Source organism: Sinomonas sp. RB5, assembly GCF_054063535.1.
In genome coordinates, this window is sequence record NZ_JBSSGJ010000026.1 from 1 (window position 1) to 12,587 (window position 12,587).

12 protein-coding genes and 1 pseudogene are annotated in these 12,587 nt (G+C 72.7%); 6 read left to right on the top strand and 7 right to left on the bottom strand.

Annotation, left to right across the window (positions count from 1 at the left end; translation table 11 throughout):
* Positions 1-135: 135 nt before the first annotated feature.
* On the bottom strand, positions 136-1,710 hold the full coding sequence (locus ACVWWH_RS19900) for an aminopeptidase P family protein (RefSeq protein WP_457317771.1): 1,575 nt from the start codon (positions 1,708-1,710) through the stop codon (positions 136-138).
* A 70-nt stretch (positions 1,711-1,780) separates the two neighbouring features.
* Here ACVWWH_RS19900 and ACVWWH_RS19905 point away from each other — a divergent pair, with 70 nt between their 5' ends.
* A complete protein-coding gene (locus ACVWWH_RS19905) occupies positions 1,781-2,626 on the top strand; it encodes a PHP domain-containing protein (protein ID WP_457317772.1) in 846 nt (281 codons plus the stop codon).
* Here ACVWWH_RS19905 and ACVWWH_RS19910 read toward each other — a convergent pair.
* The gene (locus tag ACVWWH_RS19910; protein ID WP_457317773.1) at positions 2,623-3,516 is read right to left on the bottom strand and encodes a DNA-methyltransferase; all 894 of its coding nucleotides are present in this window, start codon (positions 3,514-3,516) and stop codon (positions 2,623-2,625) included. The two genes, ACVWWH_RS19905 and ACVWWH_RS19910, sit on opposite strands and share 4 nt — an antisense overlap.
* A gap of 5 nt (positions 3,517-3,521) precedes the next feature.
* Positions 3,522-5,291 (bottom strand): DEAD/DEAH box helicase, encoded by a 1,770-nt coding sequence (locus ACVWWH_RS19915; RefSeq protein ID WP_447419363.1) that lies wholly within the window; start codon positions 5,289-5,291, stop codon positions 3,522-3,524.
* 383 nt (positions 5,292-5,674) lie between these two features.
* Here ACVWWH_RS19915 and ACVWWH_RS19920 point away from each other — a divergent pair, with 383 nt between their 5' ends.
* Positions 5,675-6,259 (top strand): ABC transporter substrate-binding protein, encoded by a 585-nt coding sequence (locus ACVWWH_RS19920; protein WP_457317774.1) that lies wholly within the window; start codon positions 5,675-5,677, stop codon positions 6,257-6,259.
* Positions 6,260-6,362: 103 nt separating this feature from the next.
* Here ACVWWH_RS19920 and ACVWWH_RS19925 read toward each other — a convergent pair whose 3' ends face one another.
* Genes ACVWWH_RS19925 through thiE form a run of 3 tightly spaced genes read right to left on the bottom strand, consistent with a single transcriptional unit; the run spans position 6,363 to position 9,479 of the window.
* Positions 6,363-7,916, bottom strand: coding sequence for an RNB domain-containing ribonuclease (locus tag ACVWWH_RS19925; protein ID WP_457317775.1), 1,554 nt, complete (start codon positions 7,914-7,916; stop codon positions 6,363-6,365).
* Positions 7,917-7,926: 10 nt separating this feature from the next.
* Complete coding sequence (locus ACVWWH_RS19930; protein ID WP_066498944.1) at positions 7,927-8,781, bottom strand: prephenate dehydratase; 855 nt, start codon at positions 8,779-8,781, stop codon at positions 7,927-7,929.
* Positions 8,778-9,479, bottom strand: a complete 702-nt coding sequence (gene thiE / locus ACVWWH_RS19935; RefSeq protein ID WP_457317776.1) for a thiamine phosphate synthase — start codon at positions 9,477-9,479, stop codon at positions 8,778-8,780. Before thiE ends, ACVWWH_RS19930 begins: the two co-directional genes overlap by 4 nt.
* 118 nt (positions 9,480-9,597) lie before the next feature.
* Between thiE and thiO the strand changes: the two genes are divergently transcribed.
* The 4 genes from thiO to ACVWWH_RS19955 are packed head-to-tail and all read left to right on the top strand — an operon-like array spanning position 9,598 to position 12,238.
* Positions 9,598-10,791, top strand: a complete 1,194-nt coding sequence (gene thiO / locus ACVWWH_RS19940; RefSeq protein WP_066498940.1) for a glycine oxidase ThiO — start codon at positions 9,598-9,600, stop codon at positions 10,789-10,791.
* Complete coding sequence (thiS, locus tag ACVWWH_RS19945) at positions 10,791-11,039, top strand: sulfur carrier protein ThiS (RefSeq protein WP_066498935.1); 249 nt, start codon at positions 10,791-10,793, stop codon at positions 11,037-11,039. Before thiO ends, thiS begins: the two co-directional genes overlap by 1 nt.
* A gap of 1 nt (position 11,040) precedes the next feature.
* On the top strand, positions 11,041-11,853 hold the full coding sequence (locus ACVWWH_RS19950) for a thiazole synthase (RefSeq protein ID WP_066498934.1): 813 nt from the start codon (positions 11,041-11,043) through the stop codon (positions 11,851-11,853).
* Positions 11,854-11,893: 40 nt separating this feature from the next.
* Positions 11,894-12,238, top strand: a complete 345-nt coding sequence (locus ACVWWH_RS19955) for a 4a-hydroxytetrahydrobiopterin dehydratase (protein WP_066498933.1) — start codon at positions 11,894-11,896, stop codon at positions 12,236-12,238.
* Positions 12,239-12,258: 20 nt separating this feature from the next.
* Here the strand turns inward: ACVWWH_RS19955 and ACVWWH_RS19960 are convergent.
* Positions 12,259-12,587 (bottom strand): annotated as a pseudogene (locus ACVWWH_RS19960) (hypothetical protein); the annotation flags it as partial.

Consider the following 12,587-nt stretch of genomic DNA (forward strand, 5'->3'; position numbering starts at 1 on the left):
GCTCATCCTCTGACAACGAACTCCATGCATACACAAAACTGCTCCCCTGCAATCGGAACTGAATTTCTCAGTCCAACTCCAGGGGAGCAGTTCACAGAACCGGGCGGCGCCCCCTGTGCATGCGCTGGCCGGACGTCAGCGCAGCGAGGCCATCCAAGCTTCGACGTCGTCCGGCGTGCGGGGGAGGGCCGCGCTGAGGTTCACCGGGCCCTCGGCGGTCATGAGGATGTCGTCCTCGATGCGCACGCCGATGCCGCGGTACTCGGCCGGAATCGCGAGGTCCTCGGCCTTGAAGTAGAGGCCGGGCTCGATGGTGAACACCATGCCGGGCGCGAGCTCGCCGTCGAGGTAGAGCTCGCGACGGGCCTGCGCGCAGTCGTGCACGTCGAGGCCGAGATGGTGGCTCGTCCCGTGGGGCATCCACCGGCGGTGCTGCTGGCCGGCATCCGAGAGCGCCTCCTCGGCGGAGACGGGGAGAATGCCCCACTCCTCGAGGCGCGCGGCGAGGACCTCCATGGCCGCGGCGTGGATCTGGCGGAACTTCACACCCGGCCGCGCCGCGGCGAACGCGGCGTCCGCGGCGTCGAGGACGGCCTGGTACACCCGGCGCTGGACCTCCGAGAAGGTCCCGCCCACGGGCAGGGTGCGGGTCACATCGGCGGTGTAGAGGGACTCGGCCTCCACCCCGGCATCGACCAGCAGGAGCTCGCCCTCGCGGACGGGGCCGTTGTTGCGGATCCAGTGCAGCACGGTGGCGTTGTTGCCCGACGCGGCGATCGTCTCGTAGCCGAGGTCATTGCCCTCCTCCCGGGCCTTCGCGAAGAACGCCCCCTCGACCACGCGCTCGCCGCGGCGGTGGCCCACGGCGCGGGGGAGGGCCCGGATGATCTCCTCGAAGCCCGCCGCGGTCGCGGCGACGGCCTCCCGCATCTGGGCGACCTCCCACTCGTCCTTGGCCAGGCGGAGCTCGGACAGCGCCTCGGCGAGCTGGTCGTCGAGGGCGTCGAACACGGACAGGTCCAGCGACTCGGGGTCCATGGCGGTGTTGTAGCGGGCGGTGTCCACGAGGGCGTCGATGTCCTCGTGGACCTTGCGGACCAGGCGCACCGAGATGCCCCCGATCGCGGGGACGCCCACGCCCTTGGTCAGCGCGGCCTCGAGGCCGTCGAGGTGCGCGGTGGCGATGCCCAGCCGGGCCTCGAGCTCGGCGAGCGTGGGGCGTGCGCCGATCCAGAATTCCCCGGAACGGGCGTCGCCGTAGAACTGCTCGGTGTCCCGTCCCGCGAGCGGGCGGAAGTACAGGGTGGCGCTGTGGTGGCCGCCGTCGTCGCCCGTCCCCTCGTCGACCGGTTCGAGGATGAGCACGGCGTCGGGCTCGTGGTCCACCCCGAGCCCGGTCAGGTGCGCGAACGCGGAGTGGGGGCGGAAGCGGTAGTCGGTGTCGTTCGAGCGGACCTTCAGCGGGCCGGCAGGGATGACCAGGCGCTCGCCGGGGAACCGCTCGGAGATGGCGCGGCGGCGCCGGGCGGCGTACTCGGCGACCGCGTCCCGGCCGGGCAGGGAGCCCTCTGCCGGCGCCCAGCCGGAGGCCATGAAGGCCTTGAATGCCTCGGAGGTGGGCCGCTGGGACCGGTTGTTCACCCGGTCGTCGATCGGCTGCGCCTGATGCTGGACGGTGGGATCTGGAACTGCGGGATCTGAAACACTCACTTCTTCATTCTTCCATCGGGGTGCGCGTTGTCCAGAGGCCCCGTGCACGTCCCCGGGCTATCGTGGGGGCGTGAGGATCGATCTGCACGCCCACTCGACCGTGTCCGACGGCACCGAGACCCCGGCCGAGCTCGTCGGAGCCGCCGCCGAGGCGGGCATCGACGTCCTCGCCATCACGGACCACGACTCGACCTCGGGCTGGGATGACGCGGGAGCGGCGGCGCGGCGCCTCGGGGTGGCCCTCGTGCCGGGCATGGAGGTCTCGTGCCGCACCCCCGAGGGCATCAGCGTCCACGTCCTCAGCTACCTGCACGATCCCGCGCATCCCGGCCTCCTGGAGGAGGTCACCAAGGCCCGGGACGCGCGGCTCTCCCGCGCCGAGCACATGGTCTCGCTCCTCGCCGAGGACTACCCGCTCTCGTGGGACGACGTCACGCGCCACGTGGCCCCCGGGGCCACGGTAGGCCGGCCGCACATCGCCGACGCCCTCGTCGCGGCAGGCCTCGTCGGCGACCGCACCGAGGCGTTCGCCACGATCCTGTCCTCCCGCTCGCGGTACTTCGTGCAGCACTACGCGCCCGAGCCCGCCCTGGCCGTGTCCCTGATCCGCGCCGCCGGGGGAGTGCCGGTGTTCGCCCACCCCGTGGCGTCGGCCCGGGGCCGCACGGTCGGGGAGCCCGTCTACCGGGCCATGATCGAGGCAGGGCTGGCCGGGCTCGAGGTCTACCACCGCGACAACCCGGAGGACCGCCGCCCGTTCCTGCTCGGCCTGGCCGCCGAGAACGGCCTCTTTGTCACGGGATCGTCCGACTACCACGGCACGGGCAAGCCCAACCGGCTCGGCGAGTTCACCACCTCGGCCGAGGCGCTCGGCGAGATCGAGCGCCAGGGGCGCGGCACCGCCGTCGTGCGCTAGGCCGTGGCCCCGCCCGCGGTGACCACCCGCGCGGACGGGAGCCGTCCTGCCATGACCTCGACGGCCTGCGGGTTCTCGTCGACGCACACGAACCGCCGGCCGAGCCGCTGGGCGACCGCGCCGAGCGTGCCGGAGCCGGCGAAGAAGTCCAGGACCCAGTCCCCGGGCCGGCTCGAGGCCGCCACCATGCGCCGGACGAGGCCCTCGGGCTTCTGGGTGGGGTAGCCCGTCTTCTCCCGGCCGGTGGGGGAGACGATCGTGTGCCACCACACGTCCGTGGGCAGCTTACCGAGCTCCCGCTTCTCCGGCGTGACGAGGCCCGGTGCCATGTACGGCTCACGGTCCACCTCGGCCGCGTCGAAGTGGTACCTGGCAGGGTCCTTGACGTAGACGAGCACGTTGTCGTGCTTCGTGGGCCAGCGCCGCTTGGTCCGCGCGCCGTAGTCGTAGGCCCAGATGATCTCGTTGAGGAAGCAGTCCCGGCCGAAGATCGCATCCAGCATGACCTTGGCGTAGTGCGCCTCGCGGTAGTCGAGGTGCAGGTACAGCGTGCCGTCCTGCGCGAGCAGCCGCCACGCCTCGACGAGCCGCGGCTCGAGGAACGCCCAGTAGTCGCTGAACGCGTCGTCGTAGCGGTGCAGCGCGCCCTTGATCGTCTCGTAGCGCTGGCCGGAGAACCCGATGCGGTCCCCGGCCGCGCTGCGCACCATGCTCAGCTCCTGCCGCTTCTGCGAGCGGCCGGTGTTGAACGGCGGGTCGATGTAGACCATGGTGAACGAGCCGTCGGGCAGGCCCGGGAGCACTGCGGCGTTGTCGCCGTGGACCACGAGGTCGGGGCCGTCGGGGGACCACAGGCCCCCCGACGCCCCGCGGGGGCGGGCAGCCGCCACGGGGCCTACTCGGCCTCGGTGCGGGCAACCACCTCGCCGTTGCGGCGGCGGGTCCGACGACGGCGGGCTGCCGCCACGCCGCGGTCCACGGACGCGCCGTCCGCCGCCGAGTCCGTAAGGTGCACCGCCAGGGCGGCGGACTCGCGGCGCGGGCGCTCGTTCTGGGTGCCGGCGGCCTCCGGCGCGCCCTCGGCCACGCCGCGACGACGACGGCGGCGGCGGCCCTCGCCGCCTGCCTCGCCGCCCGCGGTGGTGGAGGCGTGCTCAGCCTTCTCGGGCCGCTCTGCCTTCTCTGCCCTCTCGGCATGCTCGCCGCCGCGGCCCCTGCCGCCATGGCGGCCGCGGCCCTCGGCGTCCTCACGCCGGTCCTTGGCGCCGCGGGAGCGCTTCTTCCCTCCGGGCTCGCCCAGGTCCTCGAGCTTCTCGCCCGCAAGGCCCTCGAGGACGCGCTTGTTGCGCGGGAGCCGGCCCTTGGTGCCCGCGGGGATGTCCAGGTCGGTGTAGAGGTGCGGCGAGGACGAGTACGTCTCCACGGGCTCCGGCACATCGAGCCCGAGGGCCTTGTTGATGAGCGTCCAGCGGGGGACGTCATCCCAGTCGACGAACGTCACGGCAGTGCCCTTGTGGCCGGCGCGGCCGGTGCGGCCCACGCGGTGGAGGTAAGCCTTCTCGTCCTCGGGGCACTGGAAGTTGATCACGTGGGTGACGTCCTCGACGTCGATGCCGCGGGCGGCGACGTCGGTCGCGACGAGGACGTCCACCTTGCCGTGGCGGAAGGCCCGCAGGGCCTGCTCGCGGGCGCCCTGGCCGAGGTCGCCGTGGATTGCCGCGGCCGCGAAGCCGCGGTCGATGAGCTCCTCGGAGAGCTTGGCGGCGGTGCGCTTGGTCTTCGTGAAGATGATGGTCCGGCCGCGGCCCTCGGCCTGCAGGATCCGCGCCACGACCTCGTCCTTGTCCAGGTGGTGCGCGCGGTAGATGACCTGGCGGATGTCCTTCTTGGTCACCGAGTCGTCGTTCGGGTCCGAGGCGCGGATGTGCGTGGGCTGGGTCATGTAGCGGCGCGCCATCGCGACGACCGGGCCGGGCATGGTCGCCGAGAACAGGAGCGTCTGGCGGACCGCGGGAACGGCGCCCATGAGCGTCTCGACGTCGGGAAGGAAGCCGAGGTCCAGCATCTCGTCGGCCTCGTCGAGGACGATCATCCGGACGTTCTTGAGGTTGAGGTGGCGCTGGCGGTGCAGGTCGATGAGGCGGCCCGGGGTGCCGACCACCACCTCGACGCCCCGCTGGAGGGCCTCGATCTGCGGCTCGTAGGCGCGGCCGCCGTAGATGACCTCGACGCGCAGCGAGGTGCGCTTGCTGGCGGTCTGCAGGTCCTTGCTCACCTGCACGGCGAGCTCGCGGGTCGGGACCACCACGAGGGCCTGGGGAGCGCCGGGAACCGGGAGCTTCGCGTAGTCCGGGTGCTCCATCGGGAGCGTGCGCTGCAGCGCGGGGATGCCGAAGCCGAGGGTCTTGCCCGTGCCGGTCTTGGCCTGGCCGATGATGTCGTGGCCGCCGAGCGCCACCCCGAGGGTCATCGACTGGATCGGGAACGGGTTCAGGATTCCGGCATCCGCGAGGGACTGGGCGATCTCCGGGGCCACTCCGTAGTCGGAGAACGTCTTCTGGCTCTCCTGGCGGACGGGGGCGTCGTTGGTAATGGTCTCCTCGGTCTCGATCGTCTCGGTTCCCGAGTCGTCGGTCAGGAGTTCATGCGTGTGGACTTCGTTCATAGGGAAAGGGTCCCTCTCCATCGGGGCCCGAGCGGGTCTCGCTCAACAGAGCGCCACAGCCATGACTGCGTGGGGCATCTGGAGCAGGAGCGCGCGCCGGCCATCCAGCGGAAGCCGATCGCGGGCTATCAAGGTGCCGGCACCGGCCGGCGGGTGAAAAGAGGATCGCATCAGGACGATCGGGCATCCAATAACTCTCCAACGATACCGCGCCGGAGGTTACATCCGTGAATCGAGGGCTGGACACGGGCAAATCTCGTGCGTGGTGGATTGAAGCCTACGGCGGACGGGTACCGGGCGGAGCGTGAGCCGATGTGACACGACTCGCGTTTCTGGTGATTCAACAGTCAATCCACTCCACCGATTTTTAGGAGCTGTAAGACATGAGAACACGCATTCTCGCCCCGCTCGTCACGGCCGCGATGGCCGGAGGACTCCTCGTCTCCGTCGCCGGCCCCGCGACGGCCGCGAGTCCCCAGCCGCAGACTGTGGCGGCCGCCCCGGCCGCCGCTGGGCCGGCAGTTGCCCAGACGCCTTCGACGTCCTTCATCACGCAGACGGTCACCGATGCGGCCGGTAACGTCGTCGGCACCCTGACGGGTACCTTCACCCCGACGCAGTTCGTGAACCAGAATGGGCAGCTGGCGGCCCAAGGTCTGGTCACGGGCACGCTGACGAACGCCACCACTGGCGCCACCACGCCCGTGAGCACCACGGCCACGGCCCTCGTGACCAACGCCGCCTCGGGCGGAACCTGCAACGTCCTCAGCCTGACGCTCGGGCCGCTGCACCTGGACCTGCTGGGCCTCGTCGTCGACCTCAACCAGGTCAACCTCAACATCACCGCGCAGAACGGCCCCGGCAACCTGCTCGGCAACCTGCTCTGCAGCGTCGCCGGCCTGCTGGACAACGGCAGCGGCCTCCAAGGCGTGCTGAACATCCTCAACGGCCTCCTGTCCGGCCTGTAGGCACCTTCCGGTTCCCGCAGGAACATCGCGAGGGGCGGTGCCGCGTATGCGGCACTGCCCCTTCCCTGTGCCCAGACCGTTCCCTGTGCTCAGGCGTCGGTGCTCAGGCCAGCTCGAACAGGACCTTCCGGGTCGTCACGTCCGCGTGGACGAGCCGCACGCGCACGGCGGTCCCCGACTCCATCTCGCCTTCGCACCGTGCCGTCACGGGCGGCTCGGCGAGCTGGACGGTGCCGAACGGCCGGGCCTGCTGCGGTTCCTGCCCGTTCTGGGAGCTCGCGATCCGGTCGAGGGGCTGCTCCGGGCGGCCGTTGCGCGCGGGAGCGGGGCTGCCGGCGGCCGGCGTTGAGCCCGAGACCACTACGGCGTCGAATTCCCGCCCCACCGACGTGACGAGCAGGGCGGCCTCGACGAGGTCGAGGGAGGCCCGCTCTACCCGGGCGGCGAGCTGGTCCGAGGCCGCCATGAGGGCCGGCAGCCGGGGAAGGGCCGCCCGCACCCACTCCGGCACGTCGCGCCCGTTCGCGAGCGCCTCGCAGAGCACGAGCACGAACCGGTCCACGAGCCTGCGCAGCGGAGCGGTGGTGTGCGCGTAGGGTGCCGCGATGGCGGCCTGGAGGTGCTCGGCGGGCACGTCGCCGTCGAACGGGGTGTAGGCCGCCCCGCGGAAGAGCGCCGCCGCGGCGTACAGGATCGCGAGGTGGCGGGGCTCGGCGGCGTCGAGCGTGCGGAGGTACGCGCCGTAGGGGACGGAGCCGTCCCACGGCGCGCCGAGCGCCTGGGTCTGGCGCCGGAAGTGCCGCAGCGACTTCTCGTCCGGGCCGGGCATGGTGCGCAGGATCCCGATCCGGCCCTCGATCATGAGGCTCGCGGCGGCCATGCCGGTCATGAGGGAGATCTGCGCGTTCCAGTCCTCGACCGGACGTGGTCCGCGCGCGTCGATCCGGTAGCCGCCGTCCTCGGCCGGGACGATCTCCTGCTCCGGAAGGTTCAGGCTCGCGCCCCCGCGGCGGCGTTCGAGCTCGACCCGCTTCAGGCCCACCTCGCGCAGCAGCATGAGCGGCTCGGCCGCGGTCCCGGCGTCGATCTGCTCCTGCACCTCGGCGTAGCTGAGCTTCGCCCGGCTGCGTACGGTGGCGCGGGTGAGGCCGACGCCGGCCACCTCGCCGTCCGCGTCGAGGCTGAAGTCCCACACGAACGCGCCCCGGACCTCGTCCGCGAGGAGGCTGCCGGCGTCGTCCGAGATGCCGCGCGGGTGCAGCGGGACCTTGGCATCCGCCGCGTAGATGGTCTGCCCGCGCCGGCGTGTCTCGGCGTCGAGGGGACCGTCCGGGCGGACGAACGCGGGGACGTCCGCGATCGCGTAGCGCACCCGGTATCCGCCGCCGTCGCGCTCGATGTGGACGGCTTGGTCCAGGTCCGTGGACGTGGGCGGGTCGATCGTGACGAAGCCGACCCCGGTCGCGTCCTCGGCGGGCAGCGTGAGGGCTGCGATGGCCGCCTCGGCGTCGGCGAGGGCCTCGGCGGGGTACGCGTCGGCGAGCTTGAACTCCTCCCGCAGGGCCGCGAAGGCCGCCGCGAGCACACTGCCGCTGGACGCTGCCTTCTCCCCGGCTGCGGCGGCGGCCGGCTTCGGGGTCAGCGAATAGTGCGCCATGGGCGCCAGCCTAGTCCCGACTAGCCTTCGTGGAGCCGAAGCGCCGCGGGTGGGCGGGGAAGACCCCGAGGATGCGCAGCTGGGTCGAGAAGAACTCGAGCTCCTCGAGCGCCCGGGCGAGCGCCGGCTCGTCGGGGTGGCCCTCCACATCGACCATGAACATGGTCGCCGCGAACCGGCCCTCGACCATGTAGCTCTCGAGCCGGGTCATGTTGACGCCGTTGGTCGCGAACCCGCCGAGAGCCTTGTACAGGGCCGCGGGGATGTTCCGGACCCGGAACACGAAGCTGGTCACGTACTGCGAGCCGTCGGCCTGCGGGTACTCGCGCGGCGGGGCGAGGACCACGAAGCGGGTCGTGTTGTGCTGCTGGTCCTCGATGTCGCTCGCGAGGACCGTGAGCCCGTAGCGCTCGGCCGCGAGCGGCGGGGCGATCGAGAGCTTGGCCGGATCCCCCCACTCGGCGACCTCGCGCGCCGAGCCCGCGGTGTCGCCGGCCACGACGGGGGTCAGCCCGTGGGCCCGGATGAAGCCGCGGCACTGCGCGAGCGCGTGCACGTGGGAGTGCACCTCCCGTGCGCCCTCGATCGTGGCGCCGGGGACGCCGAGGAGGCTGAAGCGGATGCGCAGGAAGTGCTCGCCGACGATCTGCAGGGGAGTGTCGGGCAGGAGCAGGTGGATGTCCGCGACCCGTCCGGCCACGGTGTTGTCGATCGGGATCATCGCCAGGTCCGCCTCGCCGCCGGTCACCGCCGCGAACGCGTCCTCGAAGGTCGCGCACGCGAGGGTCTCGGCGTTGGGGTAGGCCTCGAGGGCGGCCATGTGCGAGTTGGCACCGGGCTCGCCCTGGTACGCGACCGTCGTCATGGGCGCGGTGCGGCGGGAGCGGGCTGGGGGAGCTCGGCGCGGAGGCGGGCGGCGGCGTCGGCGGGATCGTCGGCGTCGGTGACGGCGCGGACGACGACGACTCGGCTCGCCCCCGCCTCGACCACCTGGGCCACGTTCGTGTGGTCGATCCCGCCGATGGCGAACCACGGCAGCGGCGAGCGGCCCGCCTCGAGCGCCTCGCGGGTGCGGCGCGCCGCGTGCTCCACGATCCCGAGGCCCACGGCGGCCCGGCCCGGCTTGGTCGGCGTGGCCCAGAGGGGGCCGGTGCAGAAGTAGTCGAGGCGCGCCTGGGCCGAGGACTCGGGGCTCTGCGCGTGCGCGATCGCGGTGTCGACGAGCTCGGGGGAGTTGGTCGAGAGGCCCACGAGCACAGACTGGTCCACGACGCGGCGGATCGCGCGGAGGGGCAGGTCCTTCTGGCCGACGTGGAACACGGGCGCCCCGGAGAGCAGGGCGATGTCCGCCCGGTCGTTCACGGCCCACAGCTTCCCGTGCCGCTCGGCGACCGCGCGCAGGACCTCGAGGAGCTCGAGCTCCTCGGCCGCCTCGATCTGCTTGTCGCGGAGCTGGATGATGTCCACCCCCCCGGAGAAGGCGGCGTCGAGGAAGGACTCGAAGTCGCCGCGGTCCCTGCGGGCATCGGTGCACACGTACAGCTGGGCGTCGGCGAGGAGCATGGAACTAGACTAGTGCCCAGTACTGCGGGAGCCCGCCAGTGTGAACTGCGCCAGGGCTGAGAGGGCCAGAGCCGACCGCTGCACCCGATCCGGGTCATGCCGGCGGAGGGAAGGAACCATGGAGAGCACGGACGCGCCCGGGACGACGCGGAACCCGGGCGACGTCGCCGACGTCATCGTCATCGGGGCCGGGGTGATCGGCCTGGGCATCGCCTGGACTGCCGCCCGCTCGGGCCGGCGCGTCGTCGTCGTCGACCCTGCGCCGGGCACCGGCGCGAGCTTCGCGGCGGCGGGCATGCTCGCCGCCGTCAGCGAGTACCACTACCAGGAGGAGGCCCTCCTCGGCCTCATGCTCGACTCCGCCCGGCGCTGGCCGGAGTTCGCCGCGGCCGCGGGCCCCGACTGCGGCTACCTCGCCACCCCGACCCTGTGCCTCGCGGCCGACGCCGCGGACCGCCAGGCGTTCGCCGACCTCAGGGCGGCCCAGGAGGCGCACGGCCTCGCCGTCCAGCCGCTCACCGTCCGCGAGGCTCGGAAGGCCGAGCCGCTCCTGGCCCCCGGCATCGCCGGCGCCTTCACGATCGAGGCCGACCACCAGGTCGATCCGCGGCGCCTCGTCGCGGCCCTGCTCGGCCGGCTCGGCGACGACGCCCTCGTGCCGGCCCGCGCGGCGTCGCTCGCGTGGGACGGCGGCCGGGTGGCCGGCGTCGTGCTCGAGGACGGGCAGGAGCTGCGCGCCGCCGAGACGGTGGTGGCCAACGGGCTGGGCGCCCGCGACCTGGGCGGCCTCCCGGTAGCCCTGCCGCTGCGGCCCGTCTACGGGGACATCCTGCGCCTGCGGGTGCCCGAGGCGCTCCGGCCGCTCGTGACGGCGACCGTCCGCGGGCTCGTCCGCGGGCGTCCCGTCTACGTGGTCCCGCGCGAGGACGGGACGGTGGTGATCGGCGCAACCCAGCGCGAGGACGGCTCCGGTGCCGTCTCGGCCGGCGGGGTCTACGAGCTGCTGCGCGACGCCCAGGCTCTCGTGCCCGCCGTGGCCGAGCTCGAGCTGACCGAGACCACCGCCCGCGCGCGCCCCGGGACACCGGACAACGCGCCTCTGCTCGGGCGCGTCGGGAACGTGCCCGGACTCATCGTGGCCACGGGGTTCTTCCGTCACGGCGTGCTCCTCACGCCCGCCGCGGCCGAGGTGTGCCGCCAGCTGCTCGAGGGGCGCACGGACCCCCAATGGGACTCGTTCCGGCCCGACAGATTCGCCTCGCAGCCCGCGAGGATCCCGGCCGTCTCGGCGGCAGAGAGAGGAGGCAGCTGATGCAGGCGACTGACCGCATCACCGTCAACGGCGAGCAGCGGGAACTCCCGCAGCCGTCCACCGTGCTGGCCCTCGTGTCCGCCACGACCGGCCGCGCCCTCGAGCACAACGGCAGGCCGGCCGACGGCGGGCGCCTCGGCGTCGCCGTCGCCCTCAATTCCGAGGTGGTCCCGCGCGGAAGCTGGGCGACCACCACGCTCGCGGCGGGCGACGCCGTCGAGCTCGTCACAGCGATGCAGGGAGGCTGAGATGACGCAGGCACACATCCGGGACGAGAGCACGGCGCTCGACGACGACCCGTTCGTGGTGGACGGCGTGCGGCTGGGCTCGCGGCTCATCATGGGCACCGGCGGGGCGCCCAGCCTCGACGGGCTCGGGGAGGCGCTCGAGGCGTCCGGCACGCAGCTGACCACCGTGGCGATGCGCCGCTATTCGCCCGCCGAGCAGGGGTCCCTCTTCCAGCTCCTGCTGGAGCGGGGCATCCGCGTCCTGCCCAACACCGCCGGGTGCTTCACCGCACGCGACGCCGTGCTCACGGCCGAGCTTGCCCGCGAGGCGCTCGAGACCGACTGGGTCAAGCTCGAGGTCATCGCGGACGAGACGACGCTCCTCCCGGACCCGATTGAGCTCGCCGATGCGACCGAGCAGCTCGTGGGCCGGGGCTTCAAGGTGTTCGCGTACACGAACGACGATCCCGTGCTGGCGCGCCGGCTCGAGCAGCTGGGCGCCGTCGCCGTCATGCCCCTCGGCGCGCCGATCGGGACCGGCCTGGGCATCCTGAATCCGCACAACATCGAGCTCATCGTGGCCCGCGCCGGCGTCCCGGTGGTCCTGGACGCAGGCATCGGCACGGCCTCCGACGCGACGCTGGCCATGGAACTGGGCTGCGATGCGGTGCTCCTGGCCACCGCGGTGACCCGTGCGCAGGACCCCGCGCGGATGGCCCGGGCCTTCCGCCACGCCGTCGCGGCTGGGCGCCTCGCCTCGAAGGCGGGCCGCATTCCCCGGCGCGAGCACGCGCTCGCCTCGAGCCCGATGGAGGGGCGCGCACAGTTCCTCTGAGCAGTTCCGCCGGAAGCCAGCCCGGCCTACCCTGACTTCTATGGCACGCGAGCCGCTGAGCGAGGAAGAGATCAGGGACGAGCTGGGACGCCTCGCCGACTGGCGCCATGTGGGCGGTTCTCTCGCCACCGTGTACAAACTGCCGACCGCTGCGGCGGCGCTCGCGCTCATCGCGGCGGTCGGCGAGGTGGCCGAGGAGCTCAACCACCACCCGGATCTCGACTGGCGCTACAACCGCGTCATCCTCCGCTTCAGCAGCCATGACGCCGGCTCGGCCGTCACCGCCCGCGACGTCGAGGCGGCACACCGCTGCACCCTCCGCGCGGCGGCACTCGACGCCGTGGCCCAGCCTGAACGGCTCCCACAGGGCCCTGCGGGCTCGTAGGCGTACCGGAGTTTCTGCGGTCAGAACGGCGGGGGTGATTCCTCCCGCACGGCGACATCCGGGCAGTGGGCCGGAGTGCCCGGTGGTTCCCCGCGCGTTGCTGGCTTGCCCGATGGTCCCCGTGGTGGGTGGTCGGTGGCCCTGGGGGCGAGGATGTGGGCGCGGCCGAGGGGCTCGGCGGGGAGGGCCTGGCCGAGGAGGGTGGTCCAGATCAGGGCGGGGGCGGGTGTGCCCGTGCCGTCTGTGCCATCGGTGTCCTCGGTGGTGCGGTCGTGGGTGAGGTGGTGGAGGGCGAGGGACTTGAGGGCGTGGTGCTGGGGGCACAGGAGGGCGAGGTTGGCGGCGTCGG